Below are 12,638 nucleotides of genomic sequence, written 5' to 3' on the forward strand. Positions count from 1 at the left end.
ACGCGGTTTGCTTAAAAATATACATATCGAGGTGTTGGCTACGCAGCGAGCGGAGACGAATGCAGATGGGGTTACAATTTGACCGGACCGGCCTGGCCGGCAAGGCCGGGCACCGCCTTTTCGGACCTCCAACATGCAGATAAGCCTCCGCCTGGACGGCGACTGCGTCCGCGCCTTTCACGTCACGCTGCTGGAGCGCCTTGCCGCGCTCGAAGACGTCGAACTGTCCGTCGATGTCAGGCCGGCGGGCGGTGGCATTCCGCGCAGCGCCGCGGCCCTGTTTCAACTCGAAACGGCGATCCACGGACTGTCCCATGATGGACTGGCCAAGCGTGTGCCGCTTTCGGCGCTCGCGCCCTACCGGCAGTCCCCCGCTTCGCCTGACCTGGTCATCGACCTCTGCGGCGATGTCAGGCTGGAAAGCACACGGATCTGGCGCGTCACCTATGACGGCGCCAGCGGCGAAGCGGCCTTGCTGGCCCTGATCCTCGCAGGTCGCACGCCGCTTGCCCGCATCGAGGAGAACGGCGTTGCGATCGCCGCCGGGCGTCTGGGCACCGAATATGGCGGCATCGCGCTGGCGTCCTTCCAGGATATGCTGGCGCGCACAGCAAGCCTGATCATAGCTGCCATGTCAGGCGCGGCAAAGTCCGTGCCTGATCTGCCCGAACCGGCGCAGGTGGGTGGCCCGCCGCCAATGCCCTCGGCGGGCAAGCTTGGGGTCAGGGCCGGCAAGGCGCTGGCGCGGCGGATCATCCAGAAGATCTATCACCTTTGCTACAACGCGCCGCACTGGAAGGTCGGCTGGCGGCAAACCGGGAGCCGCGATCTGTTCGAGCTGCGCGCGCATCCGGCGTCGGGTTGGCAAGAGTTGCCGGACGACGGCAGCCGCTTCTACGCCGATCCGTTCCCCATCCTCTACCAGGGCCAGCTGACCCTGTTCGTCGAGGACTATATCCATCGGCTCGGCAAAGCCATCATCTCCGCCGTTCCCTTCGGCCCGGCAGGCCCGCTCGGAAGGCCTGAACCGGTGTTGGAGCTGCCCTACCATCTCTCCTACCCCTTCGTCTTCGAGCGCGACGGCGAGGTCTGGATGGTGCCGGAAAGCTGCGCCAACGGCACGGTCGATCTCTACCGGGCCACAGCTTTTCCCGGCGGATGGGTCAAGGAGGCGACGCTTCTGTCCGGTGTCGTCGCCAGCGACGCCACGCTTGTCGAGCATGGCGGCGCCTGGTGGCTGTTCGCCACCGTCCGCGACGGCGGCGGCGCCTTCTCCGACGCGCTGCATCTGTGGTCGGCGCCGGATTTTCGCGGCCCCTGGACGCCGCACCCCAAAAATCCCGTGCTGATCGATATCGCCTCGGCGCGGCCGGCCGGCCGCATGGTCAGGCGCGGCAACGACCTGCTGCGCCCGGTCCAGGACTGCCGCAGGAGCTATGGCGCGGCGCTTGGCATCGCACGCATTTCTCACCTTGATTTGATCGGCATGGAGCAGGTCGTTGAAACCATCTTAAATCCAGGTGCGCTATGGAGTGGGCGTAAACTTCACACGCTCAACGAGGCTGGCGGCTTTGAGTTCATCGATGGCTCGGCGATCGCACCGCGCTGGAAGCAGCGGGCCCGCGATTAACCTAAACATTGGTTACTACCAAGCACGCGCGCCGGTTGCTTGCGGTTGATTTAGGTCCGGAAGATATTTTCTACCGGAGATTGTGAAACGCGCCGTTGCCATCAGAAAGAGCAGCAAAATGAGTATCTCAGAGGCTGGCCCGGCCCAAGTCGATGTGGCGATCGTCGGTGCCGGAATGGCCGGCACGACCTTGGCAATTCTGTTGGGACGAGCCGGCCGCAAGGTGGCGCTGATCGATCCGCACCGCGTCCACCACGAGGAATTCCGGGCCGAGAAGATCGGCATGGACCAGATGCTGCTGTTCGAAAAGCTCGGCCTCGATGCGACACTCAAGCGTCTCGTCACCTCCACGACCGACACGCATGTGTTTCGCCTCGGCCAGTTCTTCGCGCATGAGAAGAAGGCTGAATTCACATTCTCCTATGGCGCGCTGATCAATGGCCTGCGCGACGCCTTGCCTGCGCAAGTGCCGCTGACGGTCGGCAAGGTAACCGAAGTCTCGACTGGACCGGACCGGCAGCGGCTTGTGCTGGCCGACGGCACCGTCATCGATGCCCGCCTGCTGGTGGTGGCAACCGGTCACGGCGAGGCGGTGCGGCGCGCCGTCGGCGTCGAGCGTATCGAGCAATCGAAGGCGCATTCACTGTCGATGGGATTCGACCTCGCCATCTCGCCCAGCGATTTCGGTCATCAGTCCGTCACCTGCTACAGCAGGCGGGCCGCCGACCGTATCGCCTACATCAGCATCTTTCCCCTCGGCGACAAGATGCGGGCGAACATGTTCCTCTATCGCAATGTGGCCGAGCCGTGGACGCGGGCGTTCCGCCAGGAGCCGCAAAAGATGCTCTGCGAATTGATGCCCGAAATAGCCGTGCGATGCGGCAACTTCGAAGTCGCGAGTCCTGTCGAGGTCAGGCAGATCAGTCTGAGCACGACGCAAGGCCATCGCCGCGACGGGGTCATCTTCATCGGCGATGCTTTCTGTACCACGTGTCCGACGCCGGGCGTCGGCATCGGCCGCGTGATGACCGATGTCGATCAGCTCCATTCGGTTCACATTCCACGCTGGCTCGAAACTCCAGGCATGGCGGCTGACAAGATCAACGCCTTCTATGACGACCCGGTCAAGGTGGCTGCCGATGAGGATGGCATGCGGGTCAGTTACTATGCCAAGTCGATTACCGCCGACACCGGACTGGAATGGCGCGTGCGGCGCCTGCGCAACAACACCGCGCGCCAGCTGATGATCATCGGCCGTAAGGTCCGGCATCTGGGACAACGGCGGGCACCCGTGGCCAATATGCGATAGGGCGCGACCAGTCGCGCCCTATCGATTGCCGCTATTGATTGCCCTTGTCAGGCGAATGCGTCAGACGCCAATCAATCACTGACGGCCGGCGGAGGTGTCGATGGGGCAGTCTGGGCCGTGACACCCGAAAGCCTGTCGCGCTTCTGCAAGGTTGGTTTCTCGTATTTCTTCACTGTAAAGTGCCCTCCAAATTGATACGGCGCCAGCAGAACCAATTCCCTGCCCCGTGTCAATTGTGCCATTACTGGTTCTTACGTCGTATCCACGCCATCGCGGTCAAACGATTCTTCACTGTTGCATTGCCGGCACATATCGGCTCCGACAGGTCACCTCATCCCAGCGCCAATCGCGCGCTCCTCGGCCGCGCGATGTTGTAAATCGTTTCATCCAAGGTATTTTGGCCATTGGGGAACAGAGGGAATAGTCATGTCCAACAGCGCCTTGCCGCTGGTCATCAGTGCGCCTGAACCACGCACGCTCGACCTGATCTTCACAGCCCGGCAGCTGGCGCGGCTCAAGGCGCACTATCGCATCGTCGAGACGACCGCTGACGGCGTCGCGAAACTGCCGGCCGACATGCTGGCCGAGGTGCGTTATATCATCGGCCAGCCGCCCATATCGCCCGAAACGCTCGACCGGATGAAGGCGCTGCGCTGCGTCTTCAATGTCGAGACCAACCTCATCAACAACATGCCCTACGAGACGTTGTTCGCGCGCGGCATCCATGTCGTCACCACCGGCCTGGTGTTCGCCGAGCCGGTCGCGGAGCTTGGCCTTGCGATGGCACTCAATCTCGCCCGCGGCATCGTCGATGCCGACCTCGCCTTCCGCCAGGGACAGGAACTGTGGGGCGGCGACGGCAACCAGACGGCGCGGCTCTTGTCTGGCGCCGATGTCGGCATCATCGGTTTCGGCGATCTCGGCCGGGCGCTCAACCGGCTGCTGTCGGGTTTCCGCACCCGCACCAAAGTCTTCGATCCGTGGCTGCCGCCATCGATCCTCATCGACAATGGCGTCGAGCCGGCCTCCCTCGACGAGGTGCTGTCGACCAGCGACTTCATCTTCGTCGTTGCCTCGGTGACCAGCGAGAACCAGGGTTTTCTCGGTGCCGACGCCTTTGCCGGCATGCGCAAGGGCGCTGCCTTCATCCTGCTCAGCCGCGCCGGCGTGGTGGACTTCCCGGCGCTGATGGCGGCGGTTAAGAGCGGCCACATCGTCGCCGCCAGCGACGTTTTTCCCGAAGAACCGCTGGCGCGGGACCATCCGGTGCGCGCCCTGCCCGGCTTCCTGCGCTCGGCTCACCGCGCCGGCGCGCTCGACATCGCCTTCAAGCGCATGGGCGATATGGTGCTGGAGGACATGGACCTGATCGACCGCGACCTGCCGCCGCTGCGCTCCAAACGCGCCGAGCGCGAGACGGTTTCGCGCATGCGTTCCAAGCCGGCCGACAGGAATTGAGGCGTGGATTTTCGTTCGGGTTGGCCGGCCCTCGACCAGGTCCGCTTGACAGGAGCGCGGCCGGCGATGACGCTGCCGCAATCGAACTTTGCGGAGGGAGGCCGTGACCATGAAGAAGATCTATGAAAAGCCGATGCTGCTCAAACGGCAGAAACTCTCCGCCGTGACGGCGCAGCAAGCCACTTCAGGAGTGACCGGTCCGATCGGCCCGACAGGCCCGGCAGGCTGACGCCTCGCGGTGTTCGATGAAGGTAGCATTGGACGCGCCCGCGGGTCGGCGGCGAGACGGCAGTCGCTCAAGGCGCAGCATCAGTGTTTATGGCTGCTCTTCGCTCTGCGGGCAACCGCTTCCATAAAAGAGCGGGCGGCAGCGTCACAGGCTGTTCTGGACGGTCCATTCGCGGACAGCACGACCTCCGCGGCCTTCCGCGACATGCCGTATTTCCGGGCGAAGACCGCAGCGTCGTAAGGTTCGTTTTCGGCCGGTGCCGCGGACGTGATCCTGGCCTTGGTCATTGGCGGGTCCGCCTGAAACTCTCAAGCAACTCGCCTTCATTGCGGCAGCCATTCTGGAACAGCGAAAACACCGTGGCTGCCAGAAGCTGCACGTCCGACTCCCCCGACATGCGATCAAATTTGCGCTCCAGGCAGACCCGATCGAAGACGCGCTGGCACAGTTGCAGATCGGAAGGATGGAGACCGGGATTGCGCTTACGAAGGCTCGACATAAGAAGCCCCTTTCGGAGCAGCGGCCACTTTTGATGCATGTCGTCCAAAAGTGACCTCGGCTTTGGGAGAACGACATGCATAAACAAAGACCCTAAAGCGCATCGCATAAATCCGATCAAACGCGATGCGCTTTAGACGCTGTGGGTCAAAAAATGAAATCGGGCTGAGCAAGAGTCAACATCGGCCTCATCACAGTAAGTATCGTACAATTCTCCCCCCGGTCCTCCCCCTTCTTCGAATGGTCCCCAGGCCCAGCGCGACATGGCGCTTTTCATTGGCCAGCGGATTTTATCGGCGTGATCCGGCGCTCTCATGAAATATGTCGGTTTTGTACCAAATGGCGTTTGGTACGTTTCCGACACTAACATTCAGGCCGATCTTTTCATATGCGAACAGGCGTTGGGGGGCGCCGTGCTTCGAATTTCATATCGCATTAATATCTTTCTGCGTTCAGAGCCCCTATACATAGGCCATCGTCCTCACGTTTTTACGGGCACGGACGGCTGGGAGATTGGATGGCTCTTGCCCTGCATTGGGCCACGCCATGTCTGATCCCAACAAAAACTCTGATCCCGACAAAAAACCCTATCCCGACGGGAACCATCCGTACCGAAACCAACTGCTGCGGCGCATGCCTGCGGATGATCTGGCGTTGCTCGAGCCGCACATGCAGCGCTGCGATTTGCCATTGCGCATGATGCTGGTGACCCCGAATGTTCCGATCGAGGCCGTCTACTTCATCGAACAGGGCATTGGTTCGGTGGTCGCCAGCACGGCAAGCGGCCAAGAGGCCGAAGTGGGCTTCATCGGCTTCGAAGGCATGACGGGATACTCCCTGGTGATGGGCGACGACCGTGCGCCGCATGCCTGTTTTGTCCAACTCGAAGGCGAAGCGATCCGCATCGAAGCCGGCGCTTTCAAGGCAGCTTTGGAGGCAAGTACGACCTTGCGCATGTTCCTGCTGCGCTTCGTCAACGCACTACAAACCCAGGCCGGCTGCACCGCGCTCGTCAACGCGCGGCTGAAGCTCGAGGAGCGGCTGGCGCGATGGCTGCTCATGTGCGACGACCGGGTGCCCGGCGAACATCTCGCCATCACCCACGAATTCCTGGCCATCATGCTTGGTGTCAGGCGGCCAGGCGTCACCGTCGCGCTTCAATTGCTCGAAGGCCGCACGTTGATTCGCTCGAGACGGGGCGAGATCGTCATTCGCGACCGCGCCGGGCTGCTGGAACTCGCCAATGGCAGTTACGGCGAAGCCGAGGCCGAATATGCAAGGCTGATCGGCGAGATCGGCGCGGCCTGATCAGGAGCGGCTGCTGCCGGCATCCGGCTTGCCCGATGTCGCTTTGCCGGGCGGTGCCGCACCGCCTTCTATGGGCCCATCCCTGCCGATCGGCCCATCCCTGCCGATCGGCCCATCCTTGCTGATCGGCAAGCCGGCATGCTCCAGGCTTGCAAGCTTGCACTTCGTCTGCTCGGCCGCCGCTCCGACAAGGCAATCAATGGTGAACATGGCACCGGCGTGATCGCTTGACGCGACCGCCTGGCGGATCTTCGTCAATTGCGCCTGCGTGTAGTCCAGAAGCTCGACCAGGCCGGTATGATCCAAACCGCCCTCCATTACAGGATGTCGAGAGGCCGATCCGAGGTCGCTCTTGCCACCGAAATACGCCCATTTACGCGGCTTGCATAGCCGGACTGTCAAAATCGTACAGCCTACGCTCTACGGGATCGTTGCCTATTGGCCAAAGGTCCATCTTCGCGCCAGCGCCACGGCATGCAAGTGTATATAAGCTATCGCTTGAATGCTGGTCCGTACGTCTGTCGGGGAGATGTCGTGCCAATTCGCGAGAATCTCGCCGCCAATCTCAGGCGGCTGGTCCAGCGCCACGCTTCCGTCAGCGCGGTGTGCCGTGAGCTTGGCATCAATCGCACCCAGTTCGAGCGCTATCTGCAAGGCAAGGCGGTGCCCAACAAAACCACCGCCAGGCTGATCTGCGATTATTTCAAGATCGACGAAAACGAGCTGTATCGCGAGCCGGCTGTTCCCGCAGCCAACGGCGACGGCAACGCATCGCTGCGCGAGGCACTGTACGAAAACATGGTGCGGCCGCCGTCGCCCGCCATCGCCGGCGGCACTTATTTCACCTATTTTTCGGTTCCCGGCCGCCCCGACCTTCTGATGCGCTCGGTCACCTTCCTGCGACGTGAGGCCGAGCTGGTCACCTTCAGGCGGGTGACGCGGTGGGCCCCGGGCGATGGCCAGGGTGGCGCCAGAATGCCCGGCAACCACTACGGCGTAGCGATCTCGCGCCTGAACTGGATCTATTTCACAGGCATCAACCGCCGCCAGACAAGCGAGCCCTCGATCATGACCGTACAGTGGGCTCCCATCTCCGAACCGGTTCTGGTCGGCAGGGCGATCGTCCTCACAGGATCGGGGCCGGCCTTTGTGCCGGTCATCATGCGGCAGGACGTCACCAGGGTCAGCATGAAGCGGGCGCTGCAGATGGCCCATATCGTCAGCCTCGACGACCCCAGCGTCGATCGACTGGTGGTCAGTCTCGCACGAGAGACCCGATAAACTCGCCTCCTACGGGAAAAATCGGGGAAAGTTTCAAGTTTTTCGGCTATATTTTTCCTCGTTTCGGCTTTTCTGCGCAAAAAATGCCGGAACTTTCACCCAAACCTGTCGTTTTCCAATGGATCGTTGCTTCGACGATCCCAAAGCAACAGGAGAGTACCCATGAACATCAAGATGATCTGCTTGGGCGCCATGGCACTTTCGATGGTCGGCGGCGCGGCGTTTGCCAAAACGTCGGCTCTCGACGATCCAGCCAAGATGCAGCCCTTCTACACCGATAGCAGCATGAAGACGATGGTCAGCAACGACGACTTCGTGAAAGCCTGGAAGGCCCTTACGCCGGACGACCAGACCGCGATGATGAAGGCCTGCGAGGACGAGGCGAAGGACGCCACTGCGGCCAACAGCCATCCCGAATTCTGCAGCAGCGTGAAAGCGAACGGCGGCAGCAAGTAGCAGTCCAGCAACCCGAATGAGAAACAGCCCCGCGCGGGGCTGTTTTGCGTCTGCCGCAGGTGTGCAGACAAGCCAGCCACGCAAGGATCGGGCCCGGCCGGCACCCGGCCCATCTCCCCATTTCTGCCATGTTGCACTGCGATAAATTTGTTGCATTGCGATATCGGCCTGCACCGCCGACATTGCACAGGGGCTGGGCTTGCACGAGGGAGCCGTCGTGGCAGCATCGTTCCGGCCGGACATACAAGGATTGCGCGCGCTCGCCGTCGGCGGCGTCGTCGCCTACCATTTCGGCCTCACCGCGCTCCCCGGCGGCTTTGCCGGCGTCGACATCTTCTTCGTCATCTCGGGCTGGCTGATATCGACCCACCTCATGCAGGAGATCGGCGAGACCGGCCGGCTCGACCTCTGGCGCTTCTATGCCAGGCGCGCGCGGCGGCTCCTGCCGGCAGCTTTGTTCGTCATCCTGGTCACGCTGGCCGCCGGCTACTTCATCCTGGCGCCACAGGAGCAGGCGCTCTATTCGCGCGGCGCCATGTTTGCCTCCGCCTATGCCATCAATCTGTGGCTGCTGCGCTGGTCGTTCGACTATTTCGCCGCCGACGCCACCAGCAATCCCTTCATCCACTTCTGGTCGCTGTCGGTGGAGGAGCAGTTCTATCTCGCCTGGCCGGCGCTGCTTCTGCTGGCCGCCTGGCTGCGGCCGGGCCGGCGAACGGCCGCAGCCATGATCGGCGTGGTCGGCCTCGCCTCCTTCGCCGCCTGCCTGTGGCTGACCAGCGCGGCGCCGGCCTGGGCCTTCTATTTCTCGCCGCTGCGCGCCTGGGAGTTCGCTGCCGGCGGCCTGGCGACGCTGGTCCCCATGGCTTTGCTGCAGCACCGCATCTGGCTGCGGCCAGCCCTTGGCTGGCTCGGCCTGGCGCTGATTGCGACGGCCTATCGCCTGTTGAGCGAGGACCTGCCCTTCCCCGGCTGGTACGCACTGCTGCCGGTTGCCGGCACCGTGCTGGTGCTGCTGAGCGGCGGCTGCGGGGAACAGACCAACGGGCGGACCGACCGGCACGTCCTTGGCCCGGCCACCGCTTTGTCGCTGCCGCTCTTGCAATGGATCGGCACGCTCTCCTATTCGCTCTATCTCTGGCACTGGCCGGTCATCGTCTACGCCGGGATGCTGACGCCCGATCTTACGGTGCCGCAGCGGCTGGGCTGCGGCGTGCTGGCGCTGGCGCTGTCGGTGCTCACCTATCACCTCATCGAGAACCCGGCACGACGCGGCGCCTGGCTGACGGTGGGCGCTCGCGCGCTCGCACCCGCGCTGGCGCTGACCGGTGCCGGCGTGGCGGTCGCCTACGCCAATGCGCATCTGGCCACGCGCAACATCGGTCCCGAGCAGCGCGGCATCGAGCAGGCGGCCGAAAGACCTTCCATCGCGCGGGCCGTCGACAAGAACTGCCTGGCCGACTTCCAAACGGTGACGCCGAAACCCTGCACATTCGGCCCGGCCGATGCCACCCGCACCATCGTGCTGTTTGGCGATTCGCACGCCGACCACTGGTCGACGCCGCTGATCGAAGCAGCCAGGCGCAACCACACCAAGGTGGTCACCTACCTCAAATCATCGTGCCGCGCCTCGCGGCTCTCCACCTTCAACACGGTGCTGAAGCGCGACTACACCGAATGCGACGCCTGGCGCGAGCAGGCCATATCGGAGATCATCCGCCGCAAGCCGCGCCTGGTGGTGATCTCCGAATTTTCCATCGGCAATCTGACCCGCGATCTGCCCGCCGCCGAACGCACCGCCGAAGTAGCGCGCTGGCAGGCCGGCCTGCGCTCGACCTTGCAGGCCTTCAGCCGGGCCGGTGTCGAGACGGCAGTCATCCGCGACACGCCGATCAACGCCAGCTTCGCCGGCTCCTGCGTGGCGCGCACCCTGTGGTGGCGCGAGGCACCCTCGCCGCACTGCGACACGCCAAGGGCCGAAGCCGCCAACGACAGCACCGCCGCCACCGAGCGCGCCGTGGTGACCAGCGTGCCCGACACCCGCTACATCGACCTCACCAACCAATTCTGCGGCCCGACCACCTGCCACGTCGTCATATCAGGCCAGCTGGCGTTTCGTGACAGGCACCATCTGGCGACAGGCTTTGCCGAGACACTGGCGGGGCCATTGGAGAGGGCCTTGTTTTAGGCGCCTGGGCATCTGCGCCCCGGTCTGCATTGTTCGTCACATCTTACGAATCTGTGGAACGAGGCTGCAACTCGGCAGTTATATTAGCCTAACCTTGAAAAGGAGGCAGCTATGAAAAAGCTCCTGCTTGTTTCGGTTATCGCCATTGCTTCGGCGGCGGCGATGATCGCCCCCGCCGACGCCCGCAGCCGTATCAGTATCGGCATTGGCGGCTATGCAGACGATTATTACGGCGACGATTATTACAATGGTTATGACTATGGCGATCGCTACTATCGCCCTTATTACCAGTACGACGCCTATGACAACGGCTACAGGCCGCGCTATTACCACCGTCACCACCGTTGCCACATCGCACTGGTCAAGCATTGGCGCCATCACCACAGGATCGTCGAGGAAATCCGCGTCTGCCGATGATCTGATCCTGTGAAAAATGATCCGGCCGGCGCCGCCGGCCGGATATTTGCGCCGCTCACCCCACCCGCCTCCTCATCATCATCCCGTAATGCACTGCCAACAGATCCAGCCCCACCTTCAGCAGCTTCGTCACCACGTTCCGGCCCTCGCCGGTCTGCTCGGACAGGCGCTTGAGGGAACCGTCCGCGCAGCAGACTTGTCGTACCACGGCGGCCACCTCCCAATGGCCTAACGCTCTTGTGGCGGCGGCATAGGCCCTGCCGGCGTCGAGAACGCTGTCGGCGATGCCGCCGCCCTCGCGGCCGCCGTCGATGCGCTCGGTCCAGCGCATCGGCTTGACATCAGCCTGCTGACTGCAGCGGAAATCCTCGCGGTAGCGCAGGCCTGCCTCGCGCTGCTGGCGCGACAGCGAAGTGATGCCGACGAGCGCATCGATGGCGCGCAGCCGCACGATGCCGCCGGTCGCGGCGTAGCCGTCATTCGACACTTCGTAGACACGCGCAGCCTCCAGCGTGCCCGCTGCCAGCCGCTTGCGGCCGAAGGCGTCATCCCTGAGCGCGAAATCATGGCCGATCTCGCGGCGTATGCGCACCTGCTCGGCCTCGCCCTTCGGCAATTTCGGCGCCTGCGGTTTTGCGGGTCTGGTCTTTTTGCTCATGGGAGGCTCCTGGTTGGGATGGGTGGTGGAGGCCGGCAAGTGGCGATCCTTCGCGCGCCCTCGGCCCTGCCGGGCATCTCCCCACGCGGTGGCAGAGCGGAGCGGAGCGCTGCTCGGTTGGCCTTCAATGAACCGTAGGTCGTCGCCTCTTCGCCGCCGCGCCAGCATCCCTGCCGTCCGGCATCCAGGCTGATGGAACCGGCGCGAGTTTTCGACGTTATGTCGCGTCCATGCCAAGGGGAGGTTCGCCGATGACAGCCTTCATGCCGGTTACCGTGCGCTTTTGCGACAACAAAACCATGCTGGTCAGTTCGGTGGCCGGAGCCGCCGAGGCACTGCGCCACCAATGGCCCGACAAGACAGCGCCTGGCTATCTCGAGGCTTCCCGGCTGGTTACGCTCGCCGTGGACGGCATCTGCTGCCAGCGCATCGCGTTCGACGCCTTCACCAGGGCGGCCAAGCAGCAGAACATACTGGTCGACAGGCCCAAAAGCCGCGCCCATGACTGGCTGGATGCGGTGGCTAGCCCGTGAGGAGCGGGCGCCGCCCGAAAAATTGATGCAACCGGCCCCCAGCGGGGCGCGTTTATGGGTGCGGTAGCTGGAGCCGCGCGCAAAGCGAAGGTGAACGCCGTGGGTACGATGAAAACCGGAGTGCCGCTCAAAGTGCGGGTGGAAGATGAGATCGAAGAGATCGAAAGCGTCAGCGAAGCCGCCGATTTTCTCCAGCGCTGGCCGCTGGAGCGGCGCGGTCATGTCTACCGCAGCGCGTTGAACGCCTGCAGCGCGGCGATTGCCGCCCAGATTTCCGAAGCCGACGCCATGAAGGTGTTTACCGGCTTTGCCCGGGTGACTGGCATATTGGTCGGCGAGGGCAACCCGCCGATGGCGATGGACGCAAGGAGCATGCAGAGCCGCACGCCCAAGCAAGGCCGGCAGATGCCGAAATAGGGCTTTGCTTCTTTCTCCCCGTTTACGGGGGTGAGGTGTGATCCGAGCAGCGGACGAAAAGCCAATTGCTTGGCTTTTCGAACAGCGAACGCCCGGCAGGGCAATGAGGGGCGGCGCCAGCGCTTCGGTAAGTGGCATCTGAATCGGATGCTTGAATTTCATGTCAGCTTCCATCCTGCCTCGTCAGCGCTGCCCCCCATCCGCCTGCCGGCACCTTCTCCCCGTGAACGGGGGAGCAGAGATCAAACCTCACCCC

General features: G+C 63.2%; 14 protein-coding genes. 11 read left to right on the forward strand and 3 right to left on the reverse strand.

Features of this window, described 5'->3' with window-relative positions; translation table 11 throughout:
* Positions 1 to 133 precede the first annotated feature (133 nt).
* The 4 genes from EN990_RS25545 to EN990_RS25560 all read left to right on the forward strand — a co-directional run bounded on the left by EN990_RS25545 (position 134) and on the right by EN990_RS25560 (position 4,626).
* Positions 134 to 1,630 carry a hypothetical protein gene (locus EN990_RS25545; protein WP_013530603.1) on the forward strand — a complete coding sequence of 499 codons (1,497 nt, stop codon included), beginning with the start codon at positions 134 to 136 and terminating at the stop codon, positions 1,628 to 1,630.
* Positions 1,631 to 1,748: 118 nt separating this feature from the next.
* The gene (locus EN990_RS25550; RefSeq protein ID WP_013530602.1) at positions 1,749 to 2,939 is read left to right on the forward strand and encodes an NAD(P)/FAD-dependent oxidoreductase; all 1,191 of its coding nucleotides are present in this window, start codon (positions 1,749 to 1,751) and stop codon (positions 2,937 to 2,939) included.
* 426 nt (positions 2,940 to 3,365) lie between these two features.
* Positions 3,366 to 4,397 carry a hydroxyacid dehydrogenase gene (locus EN990_RS25555; protein WP_013530601.1) on the forward strand — a complete coding sequence of 344 codons (1,032 nt, stop codon included), beginning with the start codon at positions 3,366 to 3,368 and terminating at the stop codon, positions 4,395 to 4,397.
* A gap of 109 nt (positions 4,398 to 4,506) precedes the next feature.
* Positions 4,507 to 4,626: a hypothetical protein gene (locus EN990_RS25560; RefSeq protein WP_013530600.1), complete on the forward strand. Its 120-nt coding sequence runs from the start codon at positions 4,507 to 4,509 to the stop codon at positions 4,624 to 4,626.
* A gap of 283 nt (positions 4,627 to 4,909) precedes the next feature.
* Here EN990_RS25560 and EN990_RS25570 read toward each other — a convergent pair whose 3' ends face one another.
* Entirely contained in the window at positions 4,910 to 5,173 is a 264-nt protein-coding gene (locus EN990_RS25570; RefSeq protein ID WP_013530598.1) for a hypothetical protein, read from the reverse strand.
* 584 nt (positions 5,174 to 5,757) lie between these two features.
* Here EN990_RS25570 and EN990_RS25575 point away from each other — a divergent pair.
* Positions 5,758 to 6,432 (forward strand): Crp/Fnr family transcriptional regulator, encoded by a 675-nt coding sequence (locus EN990_RS25575; protein ID WP_245268617.1) that lies wholly within the window; start codon positions 5,758 to 5,760, stop codon positions 6,430 to 6,432.
* Here EN990_RS25575 and EN990_RS25580 read toward each other — a convergent pair whose 3' ends face one another.
* A complete protein-coding gene (locus EN990_RS25580; RefSeq protein ID WP_013530596.1) occupies positions 6,433 to 6,738 on the reverse strand; it encodes a hypothetical protein in 306 nt (101 codons plus the stop codon).
* A 228-nt stretch (positions 6,739 to 6,966) separates the two neighbouring features.
* Between EN990_RS25580 and EN990_RS25585 the strand changes: the two genes are divergently transcribed.
* The 4 genes from EN990_RS25585 (at position 6,967) to EN990_RS25600 (ending at position 10,774) form a co-directional block, all read left to right on the forward strand.
* Complete coding sequence (locus EN990_RS25585; protein WP_013530595.1) at positions 6,967 to 7,713, forward strand: helix-turn-helix transcriptional regulator; 747 nt, start codon at positions 6,967 to 6,969, stop codon at positions 7,711 to 7,713.
* A gap of 162 nt (positions 7,714 to 7,875) precedes the next feature.
* On the forward strand, positions 7,876 to 8,169 hold the full coding sequence (locus tag EN990_RS25590) for a hypothetical protein (protein WP_013530594.1): 294 nt from the start codon (positions 7,876 to 7,878) through the stop codon (positions 8,167 to 8,169).
* Between the two features lie 217 nt (positions 8,170 to 8,386).
* Positions 8,387 to 10,357, forward strand: coding sequence for an acyltransferase family protein (locus EN990_RS25595; RefSeq protein ID WP_013530593.1), 1,971 nt, complete (start codon positions 8,387 to 8,389; stop codon positions 10,355 to 10,357).
* Between the two features lie 111 nt (positions 10,358 to 10,468).
* Positions 10,469 to 10,774, forward strand: a complete 306-nt coding sequence (locus EN990_RS25600) for a hypothetical protein (protein ID WP_027160843.1) — start codon at positions 10,469 to 10,471, stop codon at positions 10,772 to 10,774.
* A 55-nt stretch (positions 10,775 to 10,829) separates the two neighbouring features.
* On the opposite strand, the gene EN990_RS25605 is transcribed toward EN990_RS25600, so the two are convergent.
* Positions 10,830 to 11,432 (reverse strand): DUF6456 domain-containing protein, encoded by a 603-nt coding sequence (locus EN990_RS25605; protein WP_127370037.1) that lies wholly within the window; start codon positions 11,430 to 11,432, stop codon positions 10,830 to 10,832.
* Positions 11,433 to 11,683: 251 nt separating this feature from the next.
* Here EN990_RS25605 and EN990_RS25610 point away from each other — a divergent pair, with 251 nt between their 5' ends.
* Positions 11,684 to 11,965: a DUF982 domain-containing protein gene (locus EN990_RS25610; protein WP_013530587.1), complete on the forward strand. Its 282-nt coding sequence runs from the start codon at positions 11,684 to 11,686 to the stop codon at positions 11,963 to 11,965.
* A gap of 108 nt (positions 11,966 to 12,073) precedes the next feature.
* Positions 12,074 to 12,382: a DUF982 domain-containing protein gene (locus tag EN990_RS25615; RefSeq protein ID WP_032898671.1), complete on the forward strand. Its 309-nt coding sequence runs from the start codon at positions 12,074 to 12,076 to the stop codon at positions 12,380 to 12,382.
* Positions 12,383 to 12,638 lie beyond the last annotated feature (256 nt).

Source organism: Mesorhizobium sp. M7A.F.Ca.US.005.03.1.1 (assembly GCF_003997975.1).
GTDB classification, from domain to species: domain Bacteria; phylum Pseudomonadota; class Alphaproteobacteria; order Rhizobiales; family Rhizobiaceae; genus Mesorhizobium; species Mesorhizobium ciceri.

Bases quoted from the DNA above. Each gene is read 5' to 3' on its own strand.
- EN990_RS25590 (WP_013530594.1), top strand. From the start codon at position 7,876: ATGAACATCAAGATGATCTGCTTGGGCGCCATGGCACTTTCGATGGTC.
- EN990_RS25575 (WP_245268617.1), top strand. From the start codon at position 5,758: ATGCCTGCGGATGATCTGGCGTTGCTCGAGCCGCACATGCAGCGCTGC.
- EN990_RS25545 (WP_013530603.1), top strand. From the start codon at position 134: ATGCAGATAAGCCTCCGCCTGGACGGCGACTGCGTCCGCGCCTTTCAC.
- EN990_RS25555 (WP_013530601.1), top strand. From the start codon at position 3,366: ATGTCCAACAGCGCCTTGCCGCTGGTCATCAGTGCGCCTGAACCACGC.
- EN990_RS25610 (WP_013530587.1), top strand. From the start codon at position 11,684: ATGACAGCCTTCATGCCGGTTACCGTGCGCTTTTGCGACAACAAAACC.
- EN990_RS25560 (WP_013530600.1), top strand. From the start codon at position 4,507: ATGAAGAAGATCTATGAAAAGCCGATGCTGCTCAAACGGCAGAAACTC.
- EN990_RS25615 (WP_032898671.1), top strand. From the start codon at position 12,074: ATGAAAACCGGAGTGCCGCTCAAAGTGCGGGTGGAAGATGAGATCGAA.
- EN990_RS25605 (WP_127370037.1), bottom strand. From the start codon at position 11,432: ATGAGCAAAAAGACCAGACCCGCAAAACCGCAGGCGCCGAAATTGCCG.
- EN990_RS25550 (WP_013530602.1), top strand. From the start codon at position 1,749: ATGAGTATCTCAGAGGCTGGCCCGGCCCAAGTCGATGTGGCGATCGTC.
- EN990_RS25600 (WP_027160843.1), top strand. From the start codon at position 10,469: ATGAAAAAGCTCCTGCTTGTTTCGGTTATCGCCATTGCTTCGGCGGCG.